This is a genomic window from Mameliella sp. CS4 (genome assembly GCF_019392335.1).
Taxonomy (GTDB): domain Bacteria; phylum Pseudomonadota; class Alphaproteobacteria; order Rhodobacterales; family Rhodobacteraceae; genus Antarctobacter.
On the sequence record NZ_JAHXRQ010000013.1, the window covers coordinates 82,393 to 108,410 of the forward strand.

30 protein-coding genes are annotated in these 26,018 nt (G+C 66.5%); 3 read left to right on the forward strand and 27 right to left on the reverse strand.

The features are described 5' to 3' along the window. Position 1: 1 nt before the first annotated feature. The 12 genes from nuoF to KZZ07_RS16155 all read right to left on the reverse strand — a co-directional run bounded on the left by nuoF (position 2) and on the right by KZZ07_RS16155 (position 8,343). Complete coding sequence (gene nuoF / locus KZZ07_RS16100) at positions 2 to 1,300, reverse strand: NADH-quinone oxidoreductase subunit NuoF (protein ID WP_219515741.1); 1,299 nt, start codon at positions 1,298 to 1,300, stop codon at positions 2 to 4. Positions 1,301 to 1,303: 3 nt separating this feature from the next. Then, positions 1,304 to 1,522, reverse strand: a complete 219-nt coding sequence (locus KZZ07_RS16105) for a DUF5337 domain-containing protein (RefSeq protein ID WP_219515743.1) — start codon at positions 1,520 to 1,522, stop codon at positions 1,304 to 1,306. A 13-nt stretch (positions 1,523 to 1,535) separates the two neighbouring features. Next, complete coding sequence (locus KZZ07_RS16110; RefSeq protein ID WP_500862241.1) at positions 1,536 to 2,240, reverse strand: helix-hairpin-helix domain-containing protein; 705 nt, start codon at positions 2,238 to 2,240, stop codon at positions 1,536 to 1,538. A gap of 213 nt (positions 2,241 to 2,453) precedes the next feature. Next, positions 2,454 to 3,038 (reverse strand): hypothetical protein, encoded by a 585-nt coding sequence (locus KZZ07_RS16115; RefSeq protein ID WP_219515747.1) that lies wholly within the window; start codon positions 3,036 to 3,038, stop codon positions 2,454 to 2,456. A 79-nt stretch (positions 3,039 to 3,117) separates the two neighbouring features. Next, entirely contained in the window at positions 3,118 to 4,338 is a 1,221-nt protein-coding gene (locus tag KZZ07_RS16120; protein WP_219515749.1) for an NADH-quinone oxidoreductase subunit E, read from the reverse strand. Between the two features lie 91 nt (positions 4,339 to 4,429). Continuing rightward, entirely contained in the window at positions 4,430 to 4,738 is a 309-nt protein-coding gene (locus KZZ07_RS16125) for a hypothetical protein (protein ID WP_219515750.1), read from the reverse strand. Positions 4,739 to 4,787: 49 nt separating this feature from the next. Further along, positions 4,788 to 5,348, reverse strand: coding sequence for a hypothetical protein (locus KZZ07_RS16130; protein WP_219515752.1), 561 nt, complete (start codon positions 5,346 to 5,348; stop codon positions 4,788 to 4,790). After that, complete coding sequence (locus KZZ07_RS16135; protein WP_219515754.1) at positions 5,345 to 6,568, reverse strand: NADH-quinone oxidoreductase subunit D; 1,224 nt, start codon at positions 6,566 to 6,568, stop codon at positions 5,345 to 5,347. The genes KZZ07_RS16130 and KZZ07_RS16135 overlap by 4 nt, the downstream gene beginning before the upstream one ends. Further along, on the reverse strand, positions 6,565 to 6,768 hold the full coding sequence (locus tag KZZ07_RS16140) for a hypothetical protein (RefSeq protein WP_255564391.1): 204 nt from the start codon (positions 6,766 to 6,768) through the stop codon (positions 6,565 to 6,567). The genes KZZ07_RS16135 and KZZ07_RS16140 overlap by 4 nt, the downstream gene beginning before the upstream one ends. Beyond that, a complete protein-coding gene (locus KZZ07_RS16145; protein WP_219515756.1) occupies positions 6,765 to 7,373 on the reverse strand; it encodes an NADH-quinone oxidoreductase subunit C in 609 nt (202 codons plus the stop codon). Before KZZ07_RS16145 ends, KZZ07_RS16140 begins: the two co-directional genes overlap by 4 nt. Beyond that, on the reverse strand, positions 7,370 to 7,987 hold the full coding sequence (locus KZZ07_RS16150) for a NuoB/complex I 20 kDa subunit family protein (RefSeq protein WP_229754806.1): 618 nt from the start codon (positions 7,985 to 7,987) through the stop codon (positions 7,370 to 7,372). Before KZZ07_RS16150 ends, KZZ07_RS16145 begins: the two co-directional genes overlap by 4 nt. After that, entirely contained in the window at positions 7,978 to 8,343 is a 366-nt protein-coding gene (locus tag KZZ07_RS16155; RefSeq protein WP_043143593.1) for an NADH-quinone oxidoreductase subunit A, read from the reverse strand. Before KZZ07_RS16155 ends, KZZ07_RS16150 begins: the two co-directional genes overlap by 10 nt. A gap of 261 nt (positions 8,344 to 8,604) precedes the next feature. Here KZZ07_RS16155 and KZZ07_RS16160 point away from each other — a divergent pair, with 261 nt between their 5' ends. Next, complete coding sequence (locus tag KZZ07_RS16160) at positions 8,605 to 9,393, forward strand: ATP-grasp domain-containing protein (protein WP_219515758.1); 789 nt, start codon at positions 8,605 to 8,607, stop codon at positions 9,391 to 9,393. Between the two features lie 6 nt (positions 9,394 to 9,399). On the opposite strand, the gene KZZ07_RS16165 is transcribed toward KZZ07_RS16160, so the two are convergent. From KZZ07_RS16165 to KZZ07_RS16220, 12 genes are all read right to left on the reverse strand, one after another. Beyond that, positions 9,400 to 9,780 carry a hypothetical protein gene (locus KZZ07_RS16165; RefSeq protein ID WP_219515760.1) on the reverse strand — a complete coding sequence of 127 codons (381 nt, stop codon included), beginning with the start codon at positions 9,778 to 9,780 and terminating at the stop codon, positions 9,400 to 9,402. A gap of 13 nt (positions 9,781 to 9,793) precedes the next feature. After that, complete coding sequence (locus KZZ07_RS16170; RefSeq protein ID WP_219515762.1) at positions 9,794 to 10,570, reverse strand: crotonase/enoyl-CoA hydratase family protein; 777 nt, start codon at positions 10,568 to 10,570, stop codon at positions 9,794 to 9,796. A gap of 8 nt (positions 10,571 to 10,578) precedes the next feature. Beyond that, positions 10,579 to 11,187 (reverse strand): class I SAM-dependent methyltransferase, encoded by a 609-nt coding sequence (locus KZZ07_RS16175; protein ID WP_219515765.1) that lies wholly within the window; start codon positions 11,185 to 11,187, stop codon positions 10,579 to 10,581. A 1-nt stretch (position 11,188) separates the two neighbouring features. Next, positions 11,189 to 12,043, reverse strand: coding sequence for a hydroxymethylglutaryl-CoA lyase (locus tag KZZ07_RS16180; RefSeq protein ID WP_219515767.1), 855 nt, complete (start codon positions 12,041 to 12,043; stop codon positions 11,189 to 11,191). A 111-nt stretch (positions 12,044 to 12,154) separates the two neighbouring features. Next, entirely contained in the window at positions 12,155 to 12,823 is a 669-nt protein-coding gene (locus tag KZZ07_RS28000) for a glutathione S-transferase family protein (protein WP_219515769.1), read from the reverse strand. Then, positions 12,820 to 14,757, reverse strand: a complete 1,938-nt coding sequence (locus KZZ07_RS16190; RefSeq protein WP_305067269.1) for an acetyl/propionyl/methylcrotonyl-CoA carboxylase subunit alpha — start codon at positions 14,755 to 14,757, stop codon at positions 12,820 to 12,822. Before KZZ07_RS16190 ends, KZZ07_RS28000 begins: the two co-directional genes overlap by 4 nt. Before the next feature lie 169 nt (positions 14,758 to 14,926). Beyond that, on the reverse strand, positions 14,927 to 16,525 hold the full coding sequence (locus KZZ07_RS16195; protein ID WP_219515772.1) for a carboxyl transferase domain-containing protein: 1,599 nt from the start codon (positions 16,523 to 16,525) through the stop codon (positions 14,927 to 14,929). Positions 16,526 to 16,541: 16 nt separating this feature from the next. Beyond that, positions 16,542 to 18,089: an AMP-binding protein gene (locus tag KZZ07_RS16200; protein WP_219515774.1), complete on the reverse strand. Its 1,548-nt coding sequence runs from the start codon at positions 18,087 to 18,089 to the stop codon at positions 16,542 to 16,544. Beyond that, positions 18,089 to 18,568 carry a lysozyme inhibitor LprI family protein gene (locus KZZ07_RS16205; RefSeq protein WP_219515775.1) on the reverse strand — a complete coding sequence of 160 codons (480 nt, stop codon included), beginning with the start codon at positions 18,566 to 18,568 and terminating at the stop codon, positions 18,089 to 18,091. Before KZZ07_RS16205 ends, KZZ07_RS16200 begins: the two co-directional genes overlap by 1 nt. Continuing rightward, positions 18,565 to 18,846 carry a hypothetical protein gene (locus tag KZZ07_RS16210; protein WP_370631195.1) on the reverse strand — a complete coding sequence of 94 codons (282 nt, stop codon included), beginning with the start codon at positions 18,844 to 18,846 and terminating at the stop codon, positions 18,565 to 18,567. Before KZZ07_RS16210 ends, KZZ07_RS16205 begins: the two co-directional genes overlap by 4 nt. 43 nt (positions 18,847 to 18,889) lie before the next feature. After that, positions 18,890 to 19,285: a DUF1622 domain-containing protein gene (locus tag KZZ07_RS16215; protein ID WP_219515780.1), complete on the reverse strand. Its 396-nt coding sequence runs from the start codon at positions 19,283 to 19,285 to the stop codon at positions 18,890 to 18,892. Positions 19,286 to 19,343: 58 nt separating this feature from the next. Continuing rightward, the gene (locus tag KZZ07_RS16220) at positions 19,344 to 20,507 is read right to left on the reverse strand and encodes an isovaleryl-CoA dehydrogenase (protein WP_219515783.1); all 1,164 of its coding nucleotides are present in this window, start codon (positions 20,505 to 20,507) and stop codon (positions 19,344 to 19,346) included. A gap of 197 nt (positions 20,508 to 20,704) precedes the next feature. Here KZZ07_RS16220 and KZZ07_RS16225 point away from each other — a divergent pair, with 197 nt between their 5' ends. Further along, positions 20,705 to 21,619, forward strand: a complete 915-nt coding sequence (locus KZZ07_RS16225) for a Hint domain-containing protein (RefSeq protein WP_219515785.1) — start codon at positions 20,705 to 20,707, stop codon at positions 21,617 to 21,619. Between the two features lie 62 nt (positions 21,620 to 21,681). Here the strand turns inward: KZZ07_RS16225 and KZZ07_RS16230 are convergent, their stop codons facing one another. Next, positions 21,682 to 21,978, reverse strand: coding sequence for a DUF1236 domain-containing protein (locus KZZ07_RS16230; protein WP_219515786.1), 297 nt, complete (start codon positions 21,976 to 21,978; stop codon positions 21,682 to 21,684). 331 nt (positions 21,979 to 22,309) lie between these two features. Here KZZ07_RS16230 and KZZ07_RS16235 point away from each other — a divergent pair, with 331 nt between their 5' ends. Next, positions 22,310 to 23,836: a fused MFS/spermidine synthase gene (locus tag KZZ07_RS16235; RefSeq protein ID WP_219515787.1), complete on the forward strand. Its 1,527-nt coding sequence runs from the start codon at positions 22,310 to 22,312 to the stop codon at positions 23,834 to 23,836. 43 nt (positions 23,837 to 23,879) lie between these two features. Here KZZ07_RS16235 and KZZ07_RS16240 read toward each other — a convergent pair whose 3' ends face one another. Both KZZ07_RS16240 and KZZ07_RS16245 read right to left on the reverse strand, forming a co-directional pair. Continuing rightward, on the reverse strand, positions 23,880 to 24,785 hold the full coding sequence (locus tag KZZ07_RS16240) for an aminotransferase class IV (protein WP_219515788.1): 906 nt from the start codon (positions 24,783 to 24,785) through the stop codon (positions 23,880 to 23,882). Further along, complete coding sequence (locus KZZ07_RS16245; RefSeq protein ID WP_219515790.1) at positions 24,782 to 25,981, reverse strand: DegT/DnrJ/EryC1/StrS family aminotransferase; 1,200 nt, start codon at positions 25,979 to 25,981, stop codon at positions 24,782 to 24,784. The genes KZZ07_RS16240 and KZZ07_RS16245 overlap by 4 nt, the downstream gene beginning before the upstream one ends. Positions 25,982 to 26,018 lie beyond the last annotated feature (37 nt).

Here is a 26,018-nt window from a genome sequence, read left to right on the forward strand (position 1 = left end):
GTCATTCCGCGGCGACGGCGCTGGCGCGCCCCGCCTTCTGCGCCTTGATGCGATCCTCGATCTCGTCGCGGAAGTTGCGGATCAGACCCTGGATAGGCCAGGCCGCCGCGTCGCCGAGCGCGCAGATCGTGTGGCCCTCGACCTGCTTGGTCACGTCCCAGAGCATGTCGATCTCTTCCTCGTCGGCCTCGCCTTTGACCAGCCGCTCCATCACCCGCATCATCCAGCCGGTGCCTTCGCGGCAGGGTGTGCACTGGCCACAGCTTTCGTGCTTGTAGAACTTGGCCAGGCGCCAGATCGCCTTGATGATGTCCGTGTCCTTGTCCATCACGATCACCGCCGCGGTGCCCAGGCCGGACCCCAGTTCGCCGCGCAGGTAATCGAAGTCCATGATCGCGTCGCGCATGTTCTCACCACGCACGCAGGGCACGGAGGAGCCGCCCGGGATCACCGCCTTGAGGTTGTCCCAGCCACCACGGATGCCGCCACAGTGCTTTTCGATCAGCTCCTCGAAAGAGATCGACATGGCCTCTTCGACAACGCAAGGCGTGTTGACGTGGCCCGAAACGGCAAACAGCTTGGTGCCTTTGTTGTTGTCACGGCCAAAGCCCGAGAACCACTCCGCCCCGCGCCGCAGGATCGTCGGGACGACGGCGATGGATTCGACATTGTTCACCGTGGTCGGGCAGCCATAAAGACCCGCGCCCGCCGGGAACGGCGGTTTCATGCGGGGCATGCCCTTCTTGCCTTCGAGGCTTTCCAGCAGCGCGGTTTCCTCACCACAGATGTAGGCACCGGCGCCGTGGTGCAGAAACAGTTCGAAATCCCAGCCCGAGCCGGCGGCGTTCTTGCCCAGGAGGCCCGCGTCATAGGCCTCGTCGATGGCGGCCTGCAGCGCCTCGCGCTCGCGGATGTATTCGCCGCGGATGTAGATGTAGCAGGCATGGGCCTGCATCGCGAAACTGGCGATCAGGCAGCCTTCGATCAGCGTATGCGGATCGTGGCGCATGATCTCGCGGTCCTTGCAGGTGCCCGGCTCGGATTCGTCGGCATTGACCACCAGGTAGGCCGGACGCCCATCCGATTCCTTGGGCATGAAGGACCATTTGAGCCCGGTCGGGAAACCGGCGCCGCCGCGCCCGCGCAGGCCAGAGGCCTTCATCTCTTCGATGATCCAGTCACGCCCCTTGGCGATCAGATCCTTTGTCCCGTCCCAGTGGCCACGCTTTTTCGCGCCGTCGAGGGTGCGGTCATGCATGCCGTAGAGGTTGGTAAAGATCCGGTCCTGGTCAGCTAGCATCTCTCAATCCTTGTGTTCCTGGCGCTCCCGCCAGAGCCCGTATAACATCCACAGCGCCCAGACAAAGCCACCAATTGCAGCAAGGTCGAAAAGCGCGCGCCAGCGCTGGCTCAGGTCCAGCGCCGCGCCCATGACATTGGCGAGGACCCAGCCGAGAGCCGTCCCGACGATCACCAGCGCGATGGCGCGGCCTCTCCGGTTAAAGTCCTGGTTCCCGGCCATCGCCGCCCCTGCCTTATTTCACAAGTTCGGCGGCCTGCGCCACCCAGCCGTTGCGCGAGGCACGGCCGCGCACACCGGCCAGGTTCTCGTCGACCCAGGCGACGTTTTCCCCGGTCCAGGCGGCGATCTGCGAGAAATGATAGATTCCTTCGGCGTTCAGCGCCTCGGCCAGCTTGGGGCCGACGCCGTTCAACACGGTCAGGTCGTCCGCTTCGCCCTTGGGGGCCTTCAGCGCGGCGGGCTTGACCATCGCGGGGTCGGCTGCGGCCTCCACGGCGGCGACTTCGGGCGCGGCGGCGGGTTCCGCAGCAGGCGCGGTCTCGGATTTTTCGGGGGCAGCCGCCGGGGCCGCGGCAGGTTCCAAAACGGGCTCTGCCGCGGTTTCTGCCACGGGCTCAGCTACGGTTTCCTCCACGGCCACCTCAGGCTTGGCCACGGGCTCTGCCGTGGCCTCGATCACAACGGTGTCCAGCACGTCCTCGACGGGTGCAGGTTCGGCCTCTTCAGTGGTTTTTTCGGTGGTTTTCACCGAGGCCGCAACCGTCACGCTGCCCATAGGCGTGCAGATCGAGCCGAACCCTGTCGGCATGCCAGCCCAGGGCATCATGGCCAGTTTCATCATCCCCTGGCTGGCTTCCATCGCAAAGCGGGTCTGCAACTGCATCATGCGCATCAGCGGGGTAAAGTCGGGTGTCATCGAAAAGATCGGGGTCGTCATGGTCACGTTCTCGCTCCACTAAACGGGCGCAGCTTCCTGCGCGTGTCTTAGCGCCGTTCCTCCCCAACAGTGCCGGTGCCACGCCTGCCATACTGCGCTGCGGCATGCAAGGCATGGCGATGTCGCAGCCCCTTTTCAAAGGCCGCGACCACGGGTTTGACCACTCTGTGACCAGCAATTCCTTGCGGGAACGATGCCACCCCCGTCAGAGGATCAGTCGCCGGGCTTGTATGTCCAACTGCCCTTGCGCGAGGCCAGTTCCTCCTCACCGGCGAGGACCGTCCCGGTCTTGACCAACGGAGCCTCGGCCTCGTCGCGGGGGGCGGTTGCGGGCGCCGGTTCGGGCGGTGATTCCGGCGGTGATTTCGGCGCTGGCGTCTCTGCCGGGGCCGCCTCGGCTGCGCTGTCGGCGCTGTAGGTCCAGGTGCCCTTGCGGCTGGCGAGGTCGTCCTCACCGGGCAAGTCCCCGCTGGGTTTGACCAGCGCCCCGTCGTCAACGCTTTCGGGCGCTGCGGGTGCCGCTTCAGGGGCGGGCGCGGCCTCGGGCTGCGGCGCCGGTGCCGGTGTGGGGGGCGGCGCGGGTCGCGCGACGGGCGCCGGAGGCGTGGCCTGGCTGGCGCAGAACACCTTCGAGAACAGCAGGCCAAGCACGACGAGCGTCACGCCGGCGGCAAAGACCGCCTGAATCACCCGCCAGTCGCCCAGCGTCAGCAGCAATACGAAAACAAGAAAGGCGGCCAAAGCCGCCAATCCCCAACTCAACTGACCGCAGTTCCCCTGCCCAGTCCGATCCCCCATGACTTTCCTCCCTGTCGCCGATATCCGGTCCTGTCTGGACCGGAGTATCACGAAAAAGGGCGTCCGGGGCTATCAGACTTTAGGACCGCGCCGCCAGCTCCTTGGCCTGCGCCACCCATTCGTCCCGGGTGGCCCTGCCCTTGAAGCCTTCGAGGTTCTCGTCGACCCAGGCCAGTTCCTTGTCGGTCCAAGCGGCAACCTGGTCGAAATGGTAGAAACCAAGCGAGTGCAGCAGCTGTTCCAGCTTGGGCCCCACACCCTTGATTTCCTTCAGGTCATCGGGCTTGCCGTCGCGCGGGCCATCCAGCCCCACCGGTTTGTCTTCTGCTGCGGGTGCCGCGGGTTTGTCCTCTGCCGGTTTCGGCTTCGGCTTGTCCTCGGCGGCAGGCGCCTCGTAACGCCAGCTGCCCTTGCGGCTGGACAGGTCGTCCTGCCCGGGCAGCGGCGTGCTGGGCTGGACCAGAGCCTGTTCGACCTCGGCAGGCGCCTCGGCGACTTTCTCCGGCTTCGGCGCGGGCTTGGCGGGTTGCGGGGTTTCCCCGGCGGGAACTTTCGCCTCGGGCGCGTCCGGTTGGGTGCCACGGGTGCCCGACTGGTCATTCCAGGGCGACGTCAGCGGCACCTCGGTGCCGTCGATGCGCTTGATCGTGTCGCCGATATCCTCGGCCAGCTGCGCGCTGGCGTTCAGCTTGATCGAGCCGTTGACGAATTCGGTCAAGGTGGTGATGCCCGGCTTGGGCTCCGAGGCGAAACGGCCGTTCTGCGGCCCGACCTGGGGCACCTCACCCCGTGCCAGCGCATCCAGCAGATCGCGCAGCTTTTCGGCGGTCAGGTCCTCGTAGTAATCCTTGCCGATCTGGGCCATCGGCGCATTGGTGCAGGCGCCGAGGCATTCCACCTCTTCCCAGCTGAACTTGCCGTCCTCGGACAGCGCGTGCGGCTTGTCAGCGATCTTTTCGCGGCAAACGGCCATCAGGTCCTCGGCGCCGCAGATCATGCAGGAAGTCGTGCCGCAGATCTGGATATGCGCCAGCGAGCCGACCGGCTGCAGCTGGAACATGAAGTAGAAACTGGCCACCTCCAGCGCGCGGATATAGGCCAGCCCCAGCATGTCGGCGACATGTTCGATTGCCGGACGGCTCAGCCAGCCTTCCTGCTCCTGCGCCCGCCACAACAGCGGGATGATCGCGCTGGCCTGCCGGCCCTCGGGATACTTGGTGATCTGCTCGCGCGCCCAGGCCAGGTTGGCAGGCGTAAAGGCAAAACTTTCGGGCTGTTCGGGGTGCAGTCGGCGCAGCATGGCTTTCGGCTTTCCGTCTTACGTCCGGCGCCAGGGCGCGGCGCCTCGGGTTTCAATCTTGCATCCAGTCCGGCCCTTGGGGCCGGTCACGTCACGTTGCTGCCGCGGGCGCGGGCTCTGTCTTGGGGGCGCAGGCGCCGGTCTGAAGGCGCACACCGCCGTTCGACAGCGGCACGGCCTCTTTCTGTTCGACCTTGTATTGCGAGATGGTCACCAGCTTTTCGCGCGGCATCCCGGTCTGCAGTTCCACCGGCAGATAATCGCTTTCACTCACGAGGTCGCAACCGATCGAGGCCACGGCCGCATCGAAGGCCGCAAGGTCTTCTTCGGTGACGCCCTCGGGCAGGAAGCAACCCGAAACCAGTCCCGTCGCGACCAGGGCAAAAGCGTATCTCTTCATCGTGTCGTCCCTCGCAAAAGGCCGCGCGGCGGCGGCCCATCTTTCCCCGTCAGGGGCAATTCACCAGATGCGCCTTGCCGGCGGCGCGATCCAGAACGATCAGGCCCTGATCCATCATCACCTCGGCGGTGTCCTCGGTCACTTCGCCGATGGCGTCGATAAGGTCCTCGGTCATCGCGCCGTCATAGACCGCCTCTTCGGCGACGTGACGCGCCAGCACGGCCAGAAAGGCGTCTTCGCCCGTGCGCATGTCCAGCACGCAGCCGAATTCCTTCATCGTCTGCGTGACCGCCGGGATAAAGACGGCAGGCGGCAGCGCCTCCAGCGCCTCGACAAAGGCCGTTTCGCCGCGCGCCTTCGACAGTGTCGCCCGCGAGGCCGCAGCGGCGGCCTTGGGGCCGAGGATCGGCAGGCAGGTTTCCATCACAAGGAAACGGTCGTCCGGCCCCTCGTCGACCTCGCAGTAGAAAGCATTGCCGCCGTTGCGGATCAGCAAACCGTCGTCGATACCGCCCAGGATTTCAAAGCCGCGTTCTTCCTGGAAGACCGGCACATCCTGTGCAAGCGCCGGTGTGACCGCCAGCGCGCAGAGCGCGACCAGCGCTCTCACCGGTCGATCTCCCCAAAGACGACGTCCATCGTGCCGATGATCGCCGCCACGTCGGCGAGTTGGTGACCACTGGCCACATGGTCCATCGCCTGCAGGTGCAGGTAGCCCGGCGCCCGGATCTTGGCGCGGTAGGGCCGGTTCGACCCATCGGCCACGAGGTAGACGCCGAATTCGCCCTTGGGCGCCTCGACCGCGCAGTAAACCTCGCCCTCGGGGACGTGAAAGCCCTCGGTATAGAGCTTGAAGTGATGGATCAGCGCTTCCATCGACCGTTTCATCTCGCCGCGTTTGGGCGGGGTGATCTTGCCACGGGCCATGACATCGCCCTGCCCTTCGGGCGCGCGCAGCTTCTCGATGGCCTGATGGATGATCTTCACGCTCTCGCGCATCTCGGCCATGCGGCAAAGGTAACGGTCATAGCAGTCGCCGTTCTTGCCAACCGGGATCTTGAAGTCGAACTCGTCATAGCATTCGTAGGGCTGCGCGCGGCGCAGGTCCCAGGCCAGGCCGGACCCCCGCACCATGACGCCTGAAAAGCCCCATTCGTTGATCTCTTCCTCGGTCACCACGCCGATATCGGCGTTGCGCTGCTTGAAGATGCGGTTTTCGGTCAGCAGATCGTCGATGTCCTGGAGCTTGGCCGGGAATTCATTGGCCCAGGTCTCGATATCGTCGATCAGGGCCGGCGGCAGGTCCTGGTGCACGCCGCCAGGCCGAAAATAGGCCGAGTGCAGGCGCGCGCCGCAGGCCCGCTCGTAGAAGACCATCAGCTTTTCACGCTCCTCGAAGCCCCAGAGCGGCGGCGTCAGGGCGCCCACGTCCATGGCCTGCGTGGTCACGTTCAAGAGGTGGTTCAGGACACGGCCGATTTCCGAGTAGAGCACGCGGATCAGCGAACCCCGGCGCGGCACCTCGACCCCGGTCAGCTTTTCGATGGCCAGGCACCAGGCGTGCTCCTGGTTCATCGGCGCCACATAGTCGAGACGGTCGAAATAGGGCAGGTTCTGCAGGTAGGTCCTGCTTTCCATCAGCTTTTCGGTGCCCCGGTGGAGCAGGCCGATATGCGGGTCGCAGCGTTCGACGATCTCGCCGTCCAGCTCCAGCACCAGGCGCAGCACGCCGTGCGCCGCAGGGTGCTGCGGGCCGAAGTTGATGTTGAAGTTGCGGATCTTCTGCTCACCCGTCAGGGCGTCTTCGAAGCCTTTGGAGCCGTCCATCACGCGCGACCTCCGTCAATCTGATCCTTGAACGCCATGACCCAGAGCAGGATCAGCGCCACAAGCGGGAAGATGGCAAAAATCGCCACCCAGTTGGGAATTCCGAAACGCGGCAGGAGCTTCCAGAATGGAACGACGACCAGTGCGCCGAGGACGATCAGCCACAGTATTCCGCCGCCGCCAAAGCCCCAACCACCCATCATGCTTTTTCTTCCGTCTTTTCGTCCCCGGGCAGCACGTATTGCGCGCCTTCCCAGGGGGACATGAAGTCGAACTGGCGGTATTCCTGCACCAGGCTGACAGGTTCATAGACGACGCGTTTCTGCTCTTCGTCGTAGCGGACCTCGGTGTAGCCGGTGGTCGGGAAATCCTTGCGCAGCGGGAAGCCGCGAAAGCCGTAGTCCGTCAGGATGCGGCGCAGGTCCGGGTGGCCGGCAAACAGGATGCCGAACATGTCGAAGACCTCGCGCTCGAACCAGTTGGCCGAGGGGTGCACCGATACGATCGAGTGCACCATCTCGTCCTCGCGGATCGCCACGCGCAGCCGGATGCGGTGGTTCTGATACATCGACAGGAAATGATAGACCACGTCGAACCGCTTGGGCCGCTCGGGGTAGTCCACGGCGGTGATGTCGACCAGCGACGAGAACTTGCAGGTCGGGTCGGTCTTCAGAAACTCGACAAAGCCCCGGATGTTCGAGGGCGCCACGTCGACGTTCAGCTCGCCATGCGTGACGTCCCAGCCGATCACGCAGTCGGGACGCTTGGCCTCGATATGGCCGCCCAGTTCGTTCAGCAAATCGCTCATCGCACCAATGTCCCCGTCCGGCGGATCTTTTTCTGCAACGCCATGATGCCGTAGACCAGCGCCTCTGCCGTCGGCGGGCAGCCGGGCACGTAGACATCCACGGGCACGACGCGGTCACAGCCGCGCACCACGCTGTAGGAATAGTGGTAATAGCCGCCGCCGTTGGCGCAGGACCCCATCGAGATCACGTAGCGCGGCTCGGGCATCTGGTCATAGACCTTGCGCAGCGCGGGGGCCATCTTGTTGGTCAGCGTGCCGGCCACGATCATCAGGTCCGACTGGCGCGGGGATGCGCGCGGCGCGGTGCCAAAGCGTTCGAGGTCATAGCGCGGCATCGAGGAATGCATCATCTCGACCGCGCAGCAGGCCAGGCCGAAGGTCATCCAGTGCAGCGACCCGGTGCGGGCCCAGTTGATGATATCCTCGGTCGAAGTCAGCAGGAAACCCTTGTCCTGCAGTTCGCGGTTGAGGGTCTGGGTGGCCACCTCGCGGTCACCGCCAGCGGTGTTCGACCCGTAGGGCGACAGCGCCGAGGGGCCCGACTTCACACGCGGGCCCTGCTGGCCGTCACCCTGCACATCGGTGACAAGCGCCTTGTCGTCGGTCACTCCCATTCCAGTGCCCCCTTCTTCCATTCGTAGGCAAAGCCGATGGTCAGAACGCCCAGGAACACCATCATCGACCAGAAGCCCACCATCGAGACGTCCTTGAAGGCCACCGCCCAGGGAAACAGGAAGGCGATTTCAAGGTCGAAGATGATGAAGAGGATCGAGACCAGGTAGAACCGGACGTCGAATTTCATCCGGGCATCGTCGAAGGCGTTGAACCCGCATTCATAGGCGGAAACCTTTTCCGGGTCCGGGTTGCGCACGGCAAGGATCACCGCGGCAAGGATCAGGACAAGGCCGAGACCGATGGCAATGGCCAGAAAGACGAGGATGGGAAGATATTCCCGCAGCATCTCTTCCAAGACGTGGCTCCTTCAAGGGTCGGGCAAGGATCGGGCGCTTTGGCGCTTGGCTTATTGTCCCATATCGCTGCCATCTGGCAGGGTCAACACGAGGCGCAAGCATTCAAATCCCTGCGAACAAAAGGCTTTCCTTGAATTTGGCGGATTTTCCTTTGTTGACAAAGGGATGCCGGAACAGATCATGCTGCACGGCAGCACGCGCCGCGCCCAAGCGTCGCGCTTGGTTTTGTGATCACATGCGCCGGGGGCAGGAATCCCGCCATGTTCATGTCCCGCCGCCTGCGCTACCAGCCGCGGGCAGACAGGAACGACACCGCCATGACCGTTCACATCCTTACCCCCGACGACACGATTTTCGGCGTCAACCGCCATGTGGCCCGCGTTGGCTTTGCGCAGATGGGCGAGGAGGTTCGGCTCTTCGGGCTCGACGACTTCGACGGGCTGGAGCTGGCCCCGGGTGACATCGTGGTGGGCGGCATCGGCTTTGCCCGGCGCGGCATGGCGCGGCTGGGGATCACGGCGCCCGATCTCGACAGCATACCCGAGGCGCTGGTGCCCTTTGCCGGACGGCGCATTTGGCAGGCAACGATGGGCGAGGCGCGGCGCCTTGCTGGCAATGGCACTGCGATCTTCGTCAAGCCCCTGCCCGACCGGCTCAAACTCTTCACCGGCACCTTGTTGGCAAGCTTCGCCGACCTGATCCCCACGGCGCATATCGCCGACGAGGAGCCGGTGATATGCGCCGATCCGGTGGAGTTCGTCACCGAGTATCGCGGTTTTGTGCTGCACGGCGACCTGATCGATCTGCGCCCTTATCGCGGCGACCCGCTGCACTTTCCGGACCCGCAAGTGATCCGCGCCGCCCTGGCCGCGCAGGCCGAGGCTGACGCGCCTTCGGCCTATGCGCTGGACTTAGGAGTCACGGCGCAGGGCAAGACCCTGGTGGTCGAGATCAACGACGGCTACGCCGTGGGGGCCTACGGGCTCTCCCCGGTGCGCTATGCCCGGCTGATCGCCACCCGCTGGGCGGAACTGTCGGCGTCGCTGTGACCCCTCTCACCGGGCGGTCGAGATCATCACGTAGGCGGCCATCCCGGCCATCACCATCGTCACCGGGAACCAGACCGCGCGTTCCCGCGCCGAGGGGGTGATCCCGTTCAACACGGCGCTTATTGCGCTGACGCCCAGGGCCGCCCAGCCGCACCAGCGCGGCCAGCCCAGACCCGGGAACCCCGCCGCCGAAAGGATGGCAAGCCCCTGGAAGATCAGCACCGGCACAGAAACAGCCGCGATCACCCTGCCCGACACCGGCAAGGCGCCCTCGTGTCGCCCCCCCTGTGTCCAGGGCCCCAAGGGTGCGCCCCCGATCAGGGCCAACTGGAAAAAGACCACCGCCAGGCAGGCCGTCGCGTAGAGATGGGCGATCTGGGTCAGCACGCTGTCGCCCCGCTCACGCCCAGGGCGCGGGCCGCTTGTCGAAAAAGGCCGCGATTCCCTCTTGCGCCTCGGAGGTTTCCCAGCGGTCGGCCAGGGCGTCGATTGCGCCTTCGACCTCGGCCTCGGTCACTTCGCCCGCCAGCCGGCGCAACAGCGCCTTGGCATCACGCACCGCCCCCGGTGCACAGGCCAGCGGCAAGGCCACCTCTTGCGCGACGGCCTCGTCCAGCGCCTCGGCCGGAACCGCCCGGTTCACCAGCCCCAGCGCCACCGCCTCACCGGCGCCAAAGATACGGCCGTTCATAAAGATTTCCTGCGCTTTCACCGCGCCCAGCCGGGCGATGACATAGGGGCCGATATTGGCTGGAATCAGCCCCAGCTTGACCTCGGTCAGCCCGAAATTCGCCCCTTCGGCGGCCAGAGCGATGTCACAGACCGAAATCAGCCCCAGCCCGCCGCCAAAGGCATTGCCCTGCACCTTGCCGATCAGGGGTTGCGGCAGCGCGTAAAGTGCCGCCAGCGCCTTGGCGATGCGCGCCGATTCCTCGCGCCGTGTTGCCCGGTCCATCTCGAACTGGGCACGCATCCAGGCCAGGTCACCCCCGGCGCAAAAGGATTTGCCCTCGGCCGACAACACGACAACCTTCACCTCGGCCTCTTCCGCCAGGCTCCGCGCTGTGGCCTCCAGCTCGGTCATCATCTGCGCCGACAGCGCGTTGTGCTTGTCGGCCCGGCGCAGGCTGATCTCCGCCACCCCCCGCGCGTCGCGCGATACCCCGATCAGATCCATGTCGTCCCTCACTCCTCTTCGGTTCGCCTGAGCAGGCTGACCTGAAATTGCTGTTCCTGACCCGATGGCGTGACGTGGCGGACCCGCTCCGCCTCTTCCAGGCGCAGCCCCTGCCCCAGCGCGGCCAGCAGGCCTTCGGGCGAATAGCGCCGCACCGGCAGGCCAGAGCACCGCTCCGGCCCGTCCTCCGCAAAGGTCGCGATCACCGCCGCCCCACCGGGCCGCAGCCCGTGGCGCAGGGCACGCGCATAAGCCAGCCGATCCTCAAGATCCGTCAGGAAATGAAACACCGCCCGGTCATGCCAGAGATCGAAAGGCACCGAGGCGCGCCAGCGCGTGATGTCCTCGGCGACCCATGTGATCTGCGCCGCCCCCGTCCCCAGCGCTGCCTGCGCCAGGTCCAGCGCGACCGGCGAAATGTCCAGGACAGTCACGTCCCACCCCAGCCCGCGCAGATGCCCGGCCAAGGGGGAGGCGCCGCCGCCCACATCAATCGCCCGCCCGGGCTCCAGCCCGGACCGCGCGATCATCCGCAGCGACACCTCCGGCACGGCTTCGTGCCAGCTCTTGCCCTCGACGCCTTTCGCGTAGGCTGCATCCCAATGCCCCCGATCCACCTCAGCCCCCCCGCATCGCGCGAGCCATCGTCGCGGCCTTCTCCAGAACGGCGCGGTCCAGTCCCGTTGCATGCCCCTTGGCAACCAGGTGATCGTGCACCGCCTCCGTCGCCACGTTGCCCGCCGCCCCCGGTGCATAGGGACATCCCCCCAGCCCGCCGACCGCAGCGTCAAAGACCCGCAGGCCCCGCGCCAGCGCCACGTCGATATTCTCCAGCGCCCGGCCCGACGTATCGTGGAAATGCCCGGCCAATTGCGCGGCGGGCATCTCCTCCAGCACCGCCGCCAGCATGGCATCCACCGCCTCGGGCCTGCCCTGCCCGATGGTGTCGCCAAGCGAGACCTCGTAACAGCCCATGTCGCGCAGCGCCGCCACGACCCGCGCCACGGCCCCGGGTGCCACCGCCCCGTCATAGGGGCACTCGACCACGCAGGAAACATAGCCCCTGACAGGCAGCCCCGCCTCCCGTGCCGCCTCCGCGACCGGCACGAAACGCGCCAGCCCTTCCTCGACCGAGGCATTGATATTGGCCCTGGAAAACCCCTCGGAGGCCGCGCCGAACACCGCCACCTCGCAGGCTTTCGCCGCCAGCGCCCGCTCCAGCCCCTTCATGTTCGGCGTCAGTGCCGCGTAGGACACGCCCGGCGCCCGCGTGATCCCCGCCAGCACCTCGCCGGAATCCGCCATCTGGGGCACCCATTTCGGGCTCACGAAAGAGGCGCATTCGATCCGCCGGAACCCCGCCCCGGACAAAAGATCGACCAGCGCCACCTTCTCCGCCGTGGGGATGGCGCGTTTTTCGTTCTGCAACCCGTCACGCGGGCCCACCTCGAAGATCTCGACTGTCTCGCTCATCTTCCCTCCCCGGGCTTCTTCCTGGTCCAAATCCCCATCTCCCCGAGCCGTCCGCCGCAGGCGAAAGGCGAGAAGACCTGCGCGCCGCAGGCGCTCAATCGGATCGCCGTCTCACGCCTCCGGCACAGGATAGAAATCCTGCGCATAGAACCGCTGCGGCCCCTCCCGCTCCACCGCCCGCCGGTGGGCGGGGCGCGCCTCCATCCGGGCGCGGTAGGCCTGCAGGCGCGGGAACTCCTCCATCTTCACATAGTAGGGCACGGCAAAGAGGTTGAACCCCATCATGATATCCGCCGCCGAGAAGCCCTCTGGCAGCAGCCACTCCTTTTCTGCCAGGGCGTCTTCCATCCCGCGCAATGTCTGGCGCAGGCGGGCGACATGCAGCTTGACCACCACCGGAGACGGTTTCGCCGGAGGGCGCAGGAACACCATCTGCAGGTTCAGGTTCTCGATCAGGCTGGCCATCGTCTCGGCATAGTGCAGCCATTGCAGGAAGGCGGGACGCTCGGGATGATCCGGCGCACGGGCCAGCTCCGGCGCCAGCCGTTCGGCCAAGTATTCCACGATGGCGCCGGATTCGCTCATCTCCAGCCCGTCCCATTCGATCGCCGGGATGCGGATGGCCGGAGAAACCCGCGCCAGGCCGCTTTCGCGCATCTCCGGCGTGCCGATGCGATGCGCGATCACCTCCAGCCCGCCGAACCGCTCGGGGCCGATCTCCTCGATCAGCCAGAGCACGCGAAAGCTGCGCCCGTACTGGACATGATGCAGCCGGATCACCCGTCTTCCTCCAGCAGCACCAGCGGTGCGCCCGCCTCCACCTGATCGCCCTGGGCCACCAGAACCTCCGAGACCACGCCCGCGCGGCCCGCGCGCATGGTGTGCTCCATCTTCATGGCCTCCAATACCACCAGCCGGTCACCTTCCGCGACCTCCTGGCCCAGGCCCACATGGACAGAGACGACCCGCCCGGGCATCGGCGCCAGTGCCCCGTCCACGGCCCCCGCCGCCGCGGCCCCGCGCGCCAGCGGATCGGGAACCTCGAAGGCAATGCCGTAATGGGCAAAGACCGTCACCTGCCCCGACGCCAGATGCGCGCCAGCCGCCGGAATGCCATCAAAGGCCCAGCCGCGTACCCCGCGCAGCGCCTCGACCGCCTGCCCCTCGACAGAGACCAGCGCCGAGCCCGGCCCCCGGACCATCACGCCGATCTCGCGCCTCTCGCCGCCCTGTTCCAGCACCACTGCGCGCCATTCCGGCCGCCAGAGCGCAAAACCCGTCTCCCAGCCAGAGGTGTCTGTCAGCCCCAGCGCGGTCAGGGCGGCCTCGGCCCAGATCGCCGGCGTAACCTCGGGCTGGGCGGTCAGGCTGTCGATGTCGCGGGCGATCAGCCCTGTGTCCACATCGCCCCGCGCGAACCCTTGGTGTTCCGCCAGAGCCCCGAGGAAAGCCAGGTTCGTCACCGTGCCAGCGACACGGCTTTTCCGCAGCCCCTGCGCCAGCCGCCGCAAGGCCACCGCCCGCGTGGGCCCATGCGCCACCAGCTTGGCAATCATCGGGTCGTAATGCGGGCTGATCGCATCGCCCGCCCGCACGCCGGTTTCGGCCCGCAGCCCCTCGGGGAAGGTCAGGTCCGACAGCGTGCCCGTGGCGGGCAGAAAACCCGCTGGCACGTCCTCGGCATAGAGCCGCGCCTCTAAAGCGTGACCATTGATCTTGAGGTCCTCCTGCTGTGCGGGCAGCGCCTCGCCAGAGGCGACGCGGATCTGCCATTCCACCAGGTCCACGCCGCAGATTTCCTCGGTCACCGGGTGTTCCACCTGCAGGCGGGTGTTCATTTCCATGAACCAGAACCCGTCGGGCCGCAGCCCGTTCGCCCCGTCGACGATGAATTCCACGGTCCCGGCGCCCTTGTAGCCGATGGCCTCGGCGGCACGGACAGCGGCGGCCCCCATCGCGGCGCGCATCTCTTCGGTCATGCCGGGCGCGGGCGCCTCCTCGATCACCTTCTGGTGGCGGCGTTGCAGGGAACAGTCGCGTTCGAACAGATGCACCGCCCGCGTGCCGTCACCAAAGACCTGCACCTCGATATGGCGCGGGCGCTGGATGTATTTCTCGATCAGCACCGTATCATTGCCGAAGGCCGTCAGCGCCTCGGCCTTGGCCCGTTCCAGCGCATCGACGAAGTCCTCGGGCGTCTCGACCAGCCGCATCCCCTTGCCGCCGCCGCCCGCGACCGCCTTGATCAGCACCGGGTAGCCCACGCGATGCGCCTCGACCTCCAGGTGGCCGGGGTCCTGATCCGCGCCCATGTAACCGGGCACCACCGGCACGCCAGCCTCGTCCATCAACCGCTTGGCCGCGTCCTTGAGCCCCATCTGTCGGATCGCCTGCGCCGACGGGCCGATGAAGGTCAGGCCCGCCGCCTCGACCGCCTCGACAAAATCCGGGTTTTCGCTGAGAAAGCCGTAGCCCGGGTGGATCGCCTGCGCGCCGGTGGTGTGCGCGGCCTCGATGATCACGTCGGTCCGCAGGTAGCTCTGCGACGGCGCCGCGCCGCCGATACAGACCGCCTCATCCGCCAGCGCCACGTGCAGCGCATCGGCGTCCACGTCGGAATGAACGGCCACGGTGCGCAGGCCCATGGCGCGGGCGGTGCGGATGACACGGACGGCAATTTCGCCCCGGTTTGCAATAAGGATGGTGTCAAACATGGTCATTGTCCCTGGCCTCCTGCCGGTGACGCCGTCAGGGCGGTGAGGGGCCAGCCCCTCACACTCCCCGGAGTATTTTCAGCCCAAAGAAACACAAGTGCCGCAGCGGTCGGTTTCCGCATCGCCTCAAGGGAATGGATGTCGAGCATGGTCGTCGTCCTCATCCCGATCACATCCGGAACACGCCAAAGCGCGTTTCCTCGACGGGTTTGTTCAGCGCGGCCCGCAAGGACAGCGCCAGGACCGCCCGGGTCTTGCGCGGGTCGACGATGCCGTCGTCCCAGAGCCGGGCACTGGCATACAAGGGGTGCGACTGTTCCTCGAACATCTCCAGCGTGGGGCGCTTGAACTCCGCCTCTTCCTGCTCGGACCATGTGCCGCCACCGCGTTCGATGGCGTCGCGTTTCACAGTGGCCAGAACACCTGCCGCCTGCGCGCCGCCCATGACCGAGATCCGGCTGTTGGGCCAGGTCCAGAGGAAGCGCGGCTGGTAGGCGCGGCCCGCCATGCCGTAGTTGCCCGCCCCGAAACTGCCACCGACCAACACCGTCACCTTGGGCACCGAGGTGGTGGCCACCGCTGTCACCATCTTGGCGCCGTGCCGTGCGATGCCTTCGTTTTCATATTTGCGCCCCACCATAAATCCGGTGATGTTCTGCAGGAAAACCAGCGGGATGCGCCGCTGCGAGCAGAGCTCGACAAAATGCGCGCCCTTGGATGCACTTTCCGAGAAAAGCACGCCGTTGTTGGCGATGATCCCGACATCCATGCCCTCGAGCTTGGCGAAACCGCAAACCAGCGACTCGCCGAAGCGCGGCTTGAACTCGTCGAAGTAAGAGCCGTCCACGATCCGCGCAATGACCTCGCGGATGTCATAGGGCGTGCGCAGGTCCGCAGGTACGACGCCCAGCAGTTCGTCCGGGTCGTAGGCGGGGGCCTCGCCGCTCAGGGCCGGCGTGGCGCCGCCACCGCCAAGCGAGCCCACGGCGCGCCTTGCCAGCGCCAGAGCATGGGCGTCATCCTCGGCCAGGTAGTCGGCCACGCCGGACAGGCGCGTGTGGACATCGCCGCCGCCCAGGTCTTCGGCGGTCACCACCTCGCCGGTTGCCGCCTTGACCAGCGGGGGACCGGCGAGGAAGATCGTGCCCTGTTCCTTGACGATGATCGAAACGTCGGACATCGCGGGCACATAGGCCCCACCCGCCGTACAAGAGCCCATGACCACGGCGATCTGGGCGATGCCCTTGGCCGACATCCGGGCCTGATTGTAGAAGATCCGCCCGAAATGGTCACGGTCGGGAAAGACCTCATCCTGGTTGGGCAGATTTGCGCCACCGCTGTCCACCAGGTAGACGCAGGGCAGTGCGTTTTCCTCGGCGATTTCCTGCGCGCGCAGGTGTTTCTTGACCGTCATCGGGTAGTAGGTGCCGCCCTTCACCGTGGCATCGTTGCAGATCACCATGACCTGCCGCCCCTGCACCAGCCCGATGCCCGCGATCACCCCCGCACAAGGGGCCGCGCCGCCATACATGCCATGCGCCGCCGTCGTGCCGACCTCAAGGAACGGCGATCCGGGGTCGAGCAGGTTGGCCACCCGTTCGCGGGGCAGCATCTTGCCCCGGCTCAGGTGTCGGTCACGTGCCTTTTCGCCACCACCGGACATGGCCAGCGCGACGGCCTCCTGGATCTGGTCGAGCGCCTCGAGATGGGCCGCGCGGTTGGCCTCAAAGGCCTCGCCCGCCGTCAACACCTGCGATTGCAGTTTCATGTCCCTGTCCCCTTGTTCAGTCCTGCGCGGTCTCGGCTGCCGCGCGCGCCTTCAGGTCCTTGCGGATCACCTTGCCCGTAACCGTCATGGGCAAGGTGTCCAGAAAAGAGATTTCCCTTGGATAGGAATAGCTTGCGAGGCGATCCTTGACCCAGTCCTTCAGCGCCTCCGCGCCAACATCGCTGTCCGGCTTGCGCACGACATAGGCCTTGACGATCTCTGTCCGCAGCGGATCGGGTTTACCCACCACACCCACTGTGGCGACACCGGGATGGGTCAGCAGGCAATCCTCGATTTCTGCCGGGCCGATGCGGTAGCCGGCCGAGGTGATGACATCATCCTCGCGCCCGACAAAGCGGATGAACCCTTCTTCGATAACGCCCCGGTCGCCAGTCACCAGCCAGTCGTTGCGGAATTTGTCCGCCGTCGCCTCTGGCCGGTTCCAGTATTCCAGCATCATCGAGGCGCAGCCGCGCCGCACGGCGATGTCGCCCTCACTCTCGACCTCGGCTCCATCCTCGCCGATCACCGCAACGTCGAACCCCGGCACCGCCCGCCCCAGGGCGCCCGGCCTCGGATCGAAAAGCGCCGCACAGGACGTGGCCACCATGTTGCATTCGGTCTGGCCGTAGAACTCGTTGATCGTGACCCCCAGCGCGGCGCGGCCCCAGGCCAGCATCTCGGCGCCCAATGGCTCGCCACCGCTGGCGACAGAGCGCAACCCGGTGAGCCGGGCATCTGCCGCCTTGAGCATCCGCAGGGCCGTTGGCGGGAAAAACACATTCCGGACAGCATGTTCCGAGACGATCTTTGCGCAATCTTCGACGTCGAAGCGCCGCATCCGCGCCGCCACCACTGGCACCCCCAGCGCCAGGCCCGGCATCAGCACGTCGAACAACCCGCCGATCCAGGCCCAATCGGCGGGCGTCCAGAGGACGTCACCCGGCTGGCCCAGGAAATCATGGCTCATCTCCACCCCCGGCAGGTGGCCGGTCAACACCCTGTGGCCGTGAAGCGCGCCCTTGGGCGTGCCCGTGGTGCCGGAGGTGTAGATCAGAACGGCGGGCGTGTCCGGCCCGCTGTCGATGGCTGGTCCCTCGACCCCTTCGGCAGGCAGATCCTCCTCCCGCACGATCGCCAAGTCGAAGGGGGCCAGCATCCCGGCGCCTTCGTCGTCCGTGACCACCACATGCGCGCCGCTGTCCGACAGGCGCGACCGCAGCGCTTCTTCGCGGAACAGCATGAAGAGCGGGACGGAAATCGCCCCCATGCGCCAGCAGGCCAGGTGCGCGGCGGCACAGAGCGGCGACTGGCTGAGCAGAACGCCCACACGGTCGCCCGGCCCGACGCCGCGCGCCAGCAGCCCCGCCTGCACCCGGCGCGACAGGGCCGCCAGGGCGCCATAACTCACCCCTGCGCCAGTGGCATGGTCCAGGATCGCCACGCGATCCGGGTCGCTTTGCGCCCAGTGGTCGCAGGCTTGTTCGGCCATGTTCAACCGCGCCGGAAGATCCCAGCGAAAGCCCGCGCGCAGCGCGTCATATGTGGGGGCCGTGTTCAGCATCAGCCCGGCGTCACCATGCTTTCGATGTACCAGGTCTGCTCGGCGGTCTCGCGCATCAGGCATTCCACGCCCGCGGGGCCTGCGCCGGTGCCTCCACCCCAATGGCTGCGGGCATAGGCGCATTTGGCGTCGCGGAACCGGATCCAGGCGCGCTGCATCTCTCGCAGGGCCTCTTCTTGTGAGGGGCCGAAACCGGCGTTGTCGATATCGGCCTGCTTCGCGTAGCGGACCGCAAAGCCGTAAGAGGCATTCAGCCGGTCGTCCCACCAGTCCAGCTCTCGCCCGTAACAGCCGCTGAGAACCACCGTGGCATAGCCGTTGTCCTCGACACAGGCTGCGGCCGAAAGACCGATGCAGCTGCGAAAATCCGCACCCGAGCCAAGGCAGCTTTCGGTGGCGCGTGGGGAAAAGACCAGGTCCTGCGCCGCCAGAGGCGCCGCCGCGCCGGCCAAAACAAAGGCAAATGCAAGAGATTTCATGTGCTTGGTTCCTTCATCCTGTCACCGTCCACCGGTTGTCCCGTGACCAGTCCGCCAAAACGGTTCACCCGGTAGACCCGCCGATCCTGCCCTGTGCCGCAGCGTATCACCAGCCAGACTTCGCCCCCCGGCACCGCCGAGCAATCCGCCGCCCGTGCGCCTGTCTCGGCCATGTAGCGGGTGGCATAGGTCTCGATCGCCATGCTCTCGGTCAGATGCGCCGCGATCCAGCCCTGTCGGTAGCCCAGAACCGCCGCAAGACCGATCAACCCCGCCACCGGAAGCCACCAGACCCAGCGCAGTTTCCCCCCTGACCCCATGTCAGTCCAGAGTATGCCGCAGTTCGGCCAGTTCGCGGTCGAGAAAATAAGAGAGGATGGCGCGGATCACGACCAGCATCAGCAGGAACAGCAAGTCCGCGAAGGCGAGGCTGAGCGCCGTGTGGATCACATCCGAGACGATGAAGAGTTCAAGACCCGCCAGAATGTACCCGCCCAGTTCCAGCCGCGCGCGATTGGTTCGGCGGACCCGCCCGTCCGCTCCGCCGTTCAGCTCTGCAACCGACACGCCCAGGATGAAACGCAGCGCCCCGATGACCAGCAGCAGGATGGCGAAAAGGCTGATCCCCGCCGCCACCCAGTCCAACGCCGCAACAACCTGCGGCAGGTGACTGTGCAAGGCGGTTTCGCTCGCCACATGGTCGATCACCGAGTCCATCAGACCGCCGTCCCGCTCCTTTTCTCGTCCCGCCGCAGATGTCCCACGGCCCCGGTATTCAAGACATGGCCCCCATCAGCTCGCGCCCGACCAGCATCCGGCGAATTTCCGAGGTGCCCGCGCCGATCTCCATCAGCTTGGCATCGCGGAAGATGCGCGCCACGGGCGCATCGTTCAGGAACCCCGCGCCGCCCATCGCCTGCACCGCCTGGTGCGCCTGCACCATCGCCTGTTCGCTGGCATAGAGACAGCAGGCCGCCGCGTCCTGCCGCGTGACCTCGCCCCGGTCACAGGCCTTGGCGACCTCGTAGACATAGGCGCGAGCGGAATTCATCGCCGTGTACATGTCGGCGATCTTGCCCTGCATCAACTGGAAGTTCCCGATTGGCTGGCCGAACTGCTTGCGCTCGACCATGTAGGGCATGATCTCGTCCAGGCAGGCTGCCATGATGCCCAGGCCGATGCCCGCCAGCACCACGCGTTCATAGTCCAGCCCGGACATCAGCACGCGCACGCCCTTGCCCTCTTGGCCAAGGATGTTCTCGAAAGGCACCTCGACATCTTCAAAGATCAGCTCGGCGGTGTTCGATCCGCGCATGCCCAGCTTGTCGAAATGCGGGCTGGTGGAAAAGCCTTTCATGGACTTCTCGACCAGGAAGGCGGTGATCCCCTTGGCGCCAGCCTCGGGGTCGGTCTTGGCGTAGACCACCAGCGTGTCGGCGTCCGGCCCGTTGGTAATCCAGTATTTGTTGCCGTTCAGGACAAAGCGATCATTCCGCTTTTCGGCCCGCAGCTTCATGCTGACGACATCCGATCCCGCCCCCGGTTCGGACATGGCCAGCGCGCCGACATGCTCGCCCGAGATCAGGCCGGGCAGATACTTGCGGCGCTGCTCGTCCGAGCCGTTCAGCTTGATCTGGTTCACGCAGAGGTTGGCATGTGCCCCGTAGGACAGCGAGACCGAGGCCGAGGCGCGCGCCAGTTCCTCGACCGCGACCGTATGGGCCAGATAGCCCATGCCCGCGCCGCCGAATTCCTCGGGGACGGTGATGCCCAGCAGGCCAAGGTCGCCCATCTCGCGCCAGAGCGGCGCGGGAAAATCGTTGCTGCTGTCGATCTCGGCCGCCATCGGCTTGACCCGCTCCTGCGCCCATTTGTGCACCATGTCCTGCAGCGCAAGCACATCCTCGCCCAGGTCAAACTTCATCGTCGCCAGAAACACGCCCGCTCCTCCCAAAGTAATGAACGCTCGTTCATTTAACGCGAGCGGGCGAGTCGGGTCAATGGGTTTGAAACCGCGCGGCACAGCCGCCATGCTGACAGACGTTTGATCTGTCTCAAACAGCCGTCCCGCGAGATGCGGTATCTCGGCGGGACACCCGAGGCAAAGCCACCGAACGACAACGGAAAGATGACTGAATGCCCAGCCCCGATTCGTATTCCTACGCCTACTTTCTCGGCACAACGCCGCCGGACGGAACGACCGCCTATACAAACCGTTACGTCTCCGACACGACGATGACAGACGGGGCCGATGGTGCAAGCGATGACACCACGGCCATCGGCGATCCGCTGACCTGGACCGGCACAGTTCAGAACCCGGTCACGCTCTATGGCTTCAACGCAGATGGCGACCCGATCGTGGCCGTGACAGGCTCGCTCACCACCTCTTACTGGGTGGCGTCCAACACCTCTTACGCCTCGGACGGGTCTGTTTTTGTCGGGCCGGTCACCAGTGGCGACTACACCTATTGCTTCGCCGCCGGCACCGCGATTGCCACGCCGTCGGGGGAGCGTCCTGTCGAGACCCTGACCATAGGCGACCCCGTCCTGACCGAGGACGGTCGCAGCGTGCCGGTCAAATGGCTGGGCCGTCAGAGCCTTCGGGCCGGGATTGGCGCGACAGGGGCTCAGATGGTCCGCATTCGCGCGGGCGCGCTGGGGGGCGGCCTCCCCCATTCCGACCTGATGGTGACGGGTGATCACGGCATGATCCTGGATGGGATGGTGATCAATGCCTCGGCGCTGATCAACGGCACCACGATCGACTGGGTGCCGCTGGCCGACCTGCCAAAGCGCTTCACCGTCTACCATGTCGAGACAGAGGCCCATGACGCGATCCTCGCCAATGGCGCGGTTGCCGAGACATTCATCGACTACCGCGACCGGCGGGCCTTTGACAATTTCGGCGAATACCTCGACCTCTACGGCGTCGAACGGATCATTCGCGAACTGCCGCTGCCGCGTATCTCGGCCCAACGGCATCTGCCTGCGGGCATCCGCGCGCGTCTTGGCCTTGGCAACCGGCAGACCGAGACACGGAAAAGCGCCTGACCAGACAGCGCAAAGGGGCGCCGCCGCAATGGCGCCGCCCCTCTCCTGTCACGGAGCCGCGTTCAGCGGATGACGTAGACGATGGTCCGGGACTCGGGATCGACCACGACGGTGGTGGTGTTCAGCGCGACGTACTCATAGGGGCTGTCGGGCACGGGGTGGAGCGTAACCGCCTCCGGCAGCGTCGCGCCCACGACAACCTCGCCCTCGGCGTAGAGCGGGTCGACGATCTCTGCGTTGGGCGCGGGCGCGGCGCGCAGGTTCAGATCGGTGACCGCATGGGCGGTCGAGGCGGCCTGCGCGACCGACGCAGCGGTCAACGCGATGGCGGAAACGGCGAGGGTCAGTTGGGTTCGCATGATATGCACTCCTTTTCTGGACTTGCTGCCAAAGGAAACCGCCGCGGGCGCCGTCAATTCCTTTGCGCCCCGACCCGGCTGCGCGGATAGCCGCCGGCCGGCATGACCATAAGGTCAGGCGCTGGCAGGTCTCGGGCTGCGCGGCCTCCGGGCCAAGCCCCCTGCGGATCGGGACCGAGAGCGCATCCGACCTGCGCCGCAGCGCCTGACAGGCTGCGCGGGGTTGGTCAGCGGCTGCGCTGACGTCCAGGCCGCCGGTGGCAGGACTTTCCAGCCGGCGGGGGCCGGGTTTCCGACTTGACCGTCCCCTGCTGACCGCCCTAATGGCCGCATGACCTCGACAAGCCCGCAGCCCCACGCCCCGCTCTGGCTGATGATCCTTCTGCAGGCGACCGTCTCTGCCGCCAGCATGGTGGTCGAGATCGTCGCCGGACGCATGATCGCGCCCTATGTCGGCATGAGCCTTTATACCTGGACCGCGATCATCGCCGTGGTCCTGGCCGGCCTGTCGGTCGGGCACTGGTGGGGCGGGCGGATCGCGGCACTGGACACGCGCCGCGCGCTGCGCCGGGCGGCCTGGTGCATGGTGGCGGCGGCGCTGGCCACGGCGGGCGCCTCGCTGTTGTTGCGCGCCACGGCCGGGCCGGTGCTGGAGGCGCTGACCCATCCCCTGGCGGCAATCACGGCAATTTCCTCGCTGGCCTTCTTCCTGCCCTCGCTCTTTGCCGGTGTGCCCGCGCCCATCCTCAGCGTCGCCGCGATGCGCGGACGCGAGAAATCGGAGCAGGCGCTGGGGGCCATGTTCGCCGCGGGCGCCGTGGGGGCCATCGCGGGCACGCTTTTGGCCGGGTTCCTCTTTGTCGCCTGGCTGGGCTCGGTCGCCTCTTTGACGGTGATCGCGGCGGTCTATGCGGTTTCGGCCCTTGTCTGCCTTGGCCTTGCTGGTGGATCACGCGGCCAGTGGGCCACGGTGGGCGGCACGCTGGTGCTTGCCCTGGTGTTGGGTGTTTCGGCACTGCGCCTGCCCGCCGTCTGCGACCGTGAAAGCAGCTATTTCTGCATCCGCACCGTAGAGCTGTCCGATGACGCAGAGGCGCCGGTGCGCCTGATGGTACTGGATCACCTGGCCCACGGGATCAGCGCCCGCGAGGACCCGCGCGTGATGTTCACGGACCATACCGCCATGCTGGACGCCCTGCCCCGGATGCGCATGGGTGACCGCGATTTCACCTCGTTCCACATCGGCGGCGGCTCATACTCGGTGCCGCGCGCCTGGGCGGATCGCGGGATCACCGGCATCACCGTGGCCGAGATCGACCCGGACGTGACCGCGCGGGCCGAGGCGGATTTCTGGTTCGACGCCGATACCGTCACCGTCCTGCACCGTGACGCCCGTACCGCGCTGCGCGACAGCGCCGCGCCCTATGATGTCATCATCGGCGATGCCTTCACCGACATTGCCGTGCCCGAACACCTGGTCACGCGCGAGTTCTTTCAACTGGTCTCGGACCGTCTCTCGCCTGGCGGCGTCTATGCCATGAACCTGATCGACAGCACCGACCGGCTGGATGCGCTGGCCGCCATCGTGACAACCCTGCGCGCCGTCTTTCCCAGCGTCGAGGTCTGGACGGAGGCCCGCCCGCCAGCGCCCGGCGAGCGGCGGATATTCGTCCTGCTGGCGGGGACCGAGGACAGCCCGGCCTCTATGATCACAACCCGCGCACCACAAGAGATCCGCTTTGCCGCGCTGGGGCCCGGGTTCATCGACAGCGTCCTGGCGGCAAAGGACCCGATGATCCTGACCGACGACCACGCGCCGGTCAGCCGGTTGATGGGTCTCGATCCGGTGATCGACTAAAGGCGCCCGTCCCGGGCCTGCCCCGGGACCTCGGGGCCCTCGTTCAGGCGCGGTAATCCACCTCTGTCCGCAGGTCCGGCCGCCGGGTCCAGTCCCAGTAGAGCGCGTTCAACCGCGTGGCCACAGGCCCGGGCCGCCCGTTGCCGAAGACCCTGTCATCGACCCGCGTGATCGGCAGGACACCCCCGCCGGACGACGACAGGAACACCTCGTCCGCCTCAAGAAACTCTTCCAGTGGCAGCGCGCGCTCCTCGGTCTGCATTCCAAGCGCGCGCGCCATCTCCAGTGCGGTGCGCCGCGTGACGCCCTCCAGCACGCCAAGATCCGGCGTCACGACCCTGTCGCCCTTGACCGCAAAGGCGTTGAAGCCCGGCCCCTCGGTCACGTTTCCGTCGTGATCGCAAAGCAGCACTGTTTCAAAGCCCGCGTCCTTTGCCTCGAACAGCCCGGCGGTGAAATCGCCCCAGTGATAATTCTTGGCCAGCGGGTTCACGCTGTCGCGTGGAATGCGCCGCACCGCCTTGCCGATCCAGACCGAGGCGCCGGTTTCCAGCACCTCGGGCTTTATGACATGCACGTAGGGCACCGCCCAGGCGTAGAAATGGTTGGCACAGTCGCGCGGATCGCGCGAGCCGGGGACGCGCGGCGTGCCACGGGCCACCACCATGGCGCAATAGGCGTCGCGCAGCCCCGAGGCGGCGATGATCTCTGTCAGCGCGGCGCGGATCTGCGCGCGTTCCTCGGCAATTTCGTAACGCCCCGCCGCGATCGAGGCCATGAACCTGTCCAGGTAATCGTCAAGCCGAAAGAAGCCGCCCTCAACGACCGGCACGACGTCGTAGGCAATGTCGGAATGGGTGAGGCCCCAGTCGGTCACGCCGATCTTCGCCTCCGCGATGGGGATCACGCGGCCCTCCATCCAGGCCGCTCCCTGCGCCAGCGCAGTCATGCGCCCTGCCCCTGAAAGACCGCGCCGACCTCGGCCCGGATGATGCGGGCGATCAGCGCACAATCCTCAAGGCTGAAGGTCAACGGCAGCCGCATATCCAGAAGGCCCCGCAGGATACGGTCGGTCTGCGGCATCGGCTCGGACGGGGCATAGCGCCAACTGTCATAGCGCGAGGTGAACCCCGTCGGCTCGGCCCCGCCGAACCATTTCAGCTCGACCCCGCGGGCGGCACAGCGCGACAGGACCTCCTGCACCGCCTCGGCGGTCCAACCCGGCAACAGGAACTGGATCGAGGAGCCGACATAGCGCTCTGCCTCTGGTCGCGGCGGCAGGTGCAGGCCCGGCGTGCCGCGCAGCCCCTCCTCGACGACCGCGTACCGCTCGTTCCATCGGGCCACCTGGGCCTCCAGCGCCCGCAACTGCGGGCGCAGGATCGCCGCGCGCAGGTTGTCCATGCGCCCCGAGACATTGGGCGTCTCGTATTTCACCCGCTCGAAGACCTCCGGCCCCGGCGCCGCGAGGTGCCGGTCATACAGCATGTAGGAGCCAGACAGCATCACGGCCCGCGCGGCGATCTCCTCATCATCGGTGACAAGCAGCCCGCCCTCGCCCGAATTCACGTGTTTGTAGGTCTGCATCGAATAACAGCCCACGGCCCCATGACGCCCCGAGGGCACGCCGTTCCAGGCCGCGCCCATCGTATGCGCGCAATCCTCGATCACCGTGATCCCCGCCGCATCGCAGATCGCCATCAGGCGGTCCATGTCGCAGAGATGTCCACGCATGTGACTGAGCATCAGGATACGCGCGCGGTCCGCCTTTGCCTCCAGATCGTCGAGGTCGATCACCAGGTCCTCTGTCACGCCGACATAGACCGGCACCGCACCCGCCCCGGCAATCGCCCCCGGCACGGGCGCCAGCGTAAAGGCATTGGTCAGCACCGGCTCACCGGGCTTCACCCCCACCGCGCGCAGGGCACAGCCAAGCGCATAGCCGCCCGAGGCCACTGCCAGACAGTAGCGCGCCCCGGTCAGCGCGGCGAACTCCTGTTCCAGCAGGGCCGCCTCTGCGGTCTCTCCGGGAAGGGTGTTGTAACGGTGCAGCCGCCCGCCCCGCATGACCTCGACCGCGGCGGCGATGGCCTCTTCGGGGATCGGTTCCTGCTGGGTGAATGTGCCGGTGAAATGCTCTGTCATGGGTCTTTGATGCCGCCTTGGCCGGGCGCGGTCAATT